The organism is Neisseria sp. P0022.S010, from assembly GCF_051956635.1.
This window is the reverse complement of the sequence record NZ_JBQCXF010000255.1, coordinates 1-4,073: the sequence shown is the minus strand read 5'-3', so window position 1 is coordinate 4,073 and position 4,073 is coordinate 1. Positions and strand designations below refer to the sequence as shown.

General features: G+C 54.6%; 2 protein-coding genes. One reads left to right on the top strand and one right to left on the bottom strand.

All coding sequences use genetic code 11. From position 1 onward, the window contains the following. Nucleotides 1-45 precede the first annotated feature (45 nt). The gene (locus tag ACTHUT_RS14790; RefSeq protein WP_250601795.1) at nt 46-3,690 is read left to right on the top strand and encodes a GNAT family N-acetyltransferase; all 3,645 of its coding nucleotides are present in this window, start codon (nt 46-48) and stop codon (nt 3,688-3,690) included. Nucleotides 3,691-3,712: 22 nt separating this feature from the next. On the opposite strand, the gene ACTHUT_RS14785 is transcribed toward ACTHUT_RS14790, so the two are convergent. Continuing rightward, the coding region (locus tag ACTHUT_RS14785; protein WP_440418970.1) for a very short patch repair endonuclease at nt 3,713-4,073 on the bottom strand (361 nt) is incomplete at its 5' end.

The following is a 4,073-nucleotide window of genomic DNA, read 5'->3' as shown; positions in this document are numbered from 1 at the left end:
CCCATATATCATATTTTTAGACAAATGAAATACATCTTACCCATTATGCCAAGCATCAAAAAACCAAACTCTCCATCTCCCCCTTCAGGCAGCCTGAAACCCCGCTACCGCCTGACCCGCCTCGGCGAACAAATGGCGCGCCTGCCCATCGACCCGAAAATCGCGCGTATTTTGTTGGCGGCGAAGAAACACGACTGCATGGCGGAGATATTGGTGATTGCGTCCGCGCTGTCGATTCAAGACCCGCGCGAGCGGCCGCTGGAAGCGCGTGATGCCGCGGCCAAGGCGCATGAACGCTTTACTGACAAGCAATCCGATTTCCTTGCCTACCTGAACATTTGGGACAGCTTCCAGCGCGAGCGCGATAAAGGCTTGTCTAACAAGCAGTTGGTGCAATGGTGTCGTCAATATTTCCTGTCGCACCTTCGGATGCGCGAATGGCGCGAGCTGCACCACCAGCTTGCCCAAACCGCGATTGAAATGGGTTTGACCACCAAGGAAGCCGCTTTCAGACGGCCTCCCGAAGCCAAGCAACTTACGTCGTCTGAAAACCAAGGCGACCAAGACCTATCCGCCAAACTCAAACAAAAACAACTGGATAAGAAGCAACACCGCGCCCAAATCCGCGCTGCCAAAGAAGCGGGCTACGAACAAATCCACCGCGCCCTGCTCACCGGCCTCATTGCCAACGTCGGCATGAAATCGCCCGACGGCAACGACTACACCGGCGCGCGCGGCAGCCGCTTCCACCTTTTCCCCGCCTCCGCCTTGTTTAAAGCCAAACCCAAATGGGTGATGGCGGCAGAACTCGTTGAAACGACAAAACTTTATGCCCGCGACGTAGCCGCCATCCAGCCCGAATGGATCGAGCAGGAAGCGCCGCACCTCGTCCGCTACCACTATTTCGAGCCGCACTGGGAACAAAAACGCGGCGAGGTCATCGCCAGCGAACGGGTAACGCTCTACGGCCTGACCGTCTTGCCGCGCCGCCCCGTGTCCTACGGCAGAATCGCCCCCGAAGAAGCGCGCGAAATCTTTATCCGCAGCGCGCTGGTGGCGCAGGAATGCGATTTGAAAGCGGACTTTTTCGCACATAACAAAAAGCTGATTAAGGAAATCAGCGAGTTGGAACACAAATCGCGCAAGCAAGACGTGCTGGTCGATGACGAAGCCCTGTTTGCTTTTTATAACAAACGGCTGCCCGATTTTTATACGGCGGATGCGGTTTCAGACGGCCTGCATCCTGCAAATCCCCAGCAAACCGCTCCCTCCCCCGTGGGGGAGGGCTGGGGAGAGGGCAAAACAGTTGCCGCACAAACCAACTTTTCCGCAACCTCAGCAAGCCCTCTCCCTAACCCTCTCCCGCAGGAGAGGGAACAGAGTACCGCAGTTTCAACGGTTTCAGGCAGTCTGAAATCGTCCACAGCAACATTCCGCATACGCCCCGCCACACATAATGATGCAGCCCAAATTGCCGAACTGTTCCGCCGCGCCGTCCTGCACATTGAAGCAAGCCATTATAGCGACAGCGAAAAAGCCGCATGGATACAGGGCGCGGACAATGCCGCCTTTTGGCAAAAACGGATTGGACGCGGCTGTATCCGATTGGCAGCGCAAAATGACCGCATACTCGGCTTTATCGAATACCTGCCCGAGCAAAATCATTTGGACTGCCTATTTACCGACCCTGTCCACCAGCAGCAAGGCGTTGCTTCCGCGCTGTTGTCTGCCGTTTTGCCGCAGGCGGATGCAGATAAAACGGTAACGGCAGATATGTCCGCAGCCGCGTTGCCCTTTTTTAAAAAACAGGGATTTATACTGCAACATCAAAACCAAATTCAGCGAAACGGCTTGGTTTTAATCAATTACCGCATGATTTTACAAACCGACAGCATTGATACGGCCGCACAAACCACCCCCTCCCCCGTGGGGGAGGGTCGGGGAGAGGGCAAAACAGTTGCCGCACAAACCAAGTTTTCCGCAGCCGCAGCAAACCCTCTCTCACAAGAGAGGGAACAGAGTGCCGCAGCTTCAACGGTTTCAGGCAGCCTGCACAATGTAGGGTATGTAGCGCAAGCCATGCACGCGGATTCCAAAGATACGGACAACCGCGTGCGTGAACCGAGTTCACACACCCTACAAAACGTTTCAGACGACCCCAAACCCAAAAAGCAGCCTGCCCCCCCAAAAGGCCGTCTGAAACCCCTCCCCCTCGCTGACATCCGCACCTTCCAAGCCTGGCTCAAAACTGCTGAGCGCGACAATCCGCACCTGCTGTTCCTCAGCCGCGACGACCTCATGCAGCACGCCGCCGCGCACATTACCGAAGAACAGTTCCCCAAATTCTGGCAAACCGCAGACGGCAAGTTCAAACTTTCCTACCGTTTCGAGCCACATCATCCGCTCGACGGCGTGACTATGACCGTGCCGCTGACCGTCCTCAACCGCCTGCACGCGCCGTCGCTTGAATGGCTGGTGCCCGGTATGTTACGCGAAAAAATCCAGCTGCTGATTAAAGCACTGCCGAAGCAAATCCGCCGCATTTGCGTGCCCGTACCCGATTTCATCACCAAATTTCTCGAAAGCAATCCCGACCGCCAAGCGGCCATCATTCCCCAGTTGACGCACTTTATCGCCAAAAGCGCCGGCGATATGCGGATTCTCGATCAAATCGACCAAGACGCATGGGCGGTGCAAGAATTGCCCGAACACTGCTATCTGAATCTGCGCATTATCGACGATGGCGGACAAGAGCTTGCCGGCGGCCGCAAACTACACGAATTGCAACAACAACTTGGCAAAGCCGCCGCCACCACCTTCCGCGACAACACCCAAGAATTCGAGCGCAACAACGTTACCACATGGGACATCGGCACCCTGCCCGAATCCATCAAATTCGCCCGCGGCAAACAACAGCTCACCGGCTACCTCGGCCTGCAAAAAGAAAAAGACGGCCGCATCGCCCTGCGCCTGTTCGACACGTCCGCCGCCGCCGAACAAGCCCACCGATTAGGCGTGATCGAACTCATGAAACTACAACTAAAAGAACAAGTTAAAGACCTGAACAAAGGCATCCAAGGCTTCACCCAAGTCGCCATGCTGCTCAAACACATCAACGCCGACACCCTGCGCGACGACCTCACCCAAGCCGTCTGCGACCGCGCCTTTATCGGCGAAGACGAGCTGCCGCGCAACGAAAAAGCCTTCAAAGAACAAATCAAACGCGCCCGCAGCCGCCTGCCCGCCGTCAAAGAAGCCCTCAGCCGCTACTTGCAGGAAACCGCCGCCGCCTACGCCGAACTGAACAGCAAACTCGGCAAACACCCGCTCACCCACCTCCTGCGACAACGCCTGCAAACCCTGCTCGCCGCCGGCTTCGCCACCCGCACCCCGTGGGCACAATGGCCGCGCCTCCCCATCTACCTCAAAGCCATGACCCTGCGCCTCGAAAAATACAGCGGCAACCCTGCCCGCGACGCAGCTCGCGAAGCCGATATACAGGAATTGGAACAGATGTGGCAGGAAAAAACCGACGGCTTGGTAAAACAAGGACAACCCGTTTCAGACGACCTTGCCGCGTTTAGATGGATGATTGAAGAATTGAGAGTGTCGCTGTTCGCGCAGGAGTTGAAGACACCGTATCCGGTGTCGGTGAAGAGGTTGATGAAGGTATGGGAGGGTCTTAATTAAAGGAAGATGCCGTCTGATTTTTTCAGACGGCATCTTTTATTTCCTCGACCAACCGATTTAATCGCTCCCTACAAATAGCTTTGTTTTTTAATTCGCACTCCCAAACAACAATCACTTTGAAACCAATCTTTTCCAGCTCGGTTTCATTTTTAATATCACGTTCGCGATTTTTTGTGATTTTTTCCAACCAAAAATCCGTATTGCTTTTCGGAATATGCCCTTTACTGCAAGAGTGCCCGTGCCAAAAACAGCCGTGTATAAACACGACTGTTTTATATTTCGGCAAAACGATATCCGGTTTGCCTGCATAGCGTTTATCATTTTTCCTATAACGGAAACCTTGGGAAAAAAGAAATTTCCTTACCAATACTTCGGGTTTGGTT

Excerpts from the sequence above, each read along its gene's own strand:
- ACTHUT_RS14790 (WP_250601795.1), top strand. The coding sequence starts at position 46 with ATGCCAAGCATCAAAAAACCAAACTCTCCATCTCCCCCTTCAGGCAGC.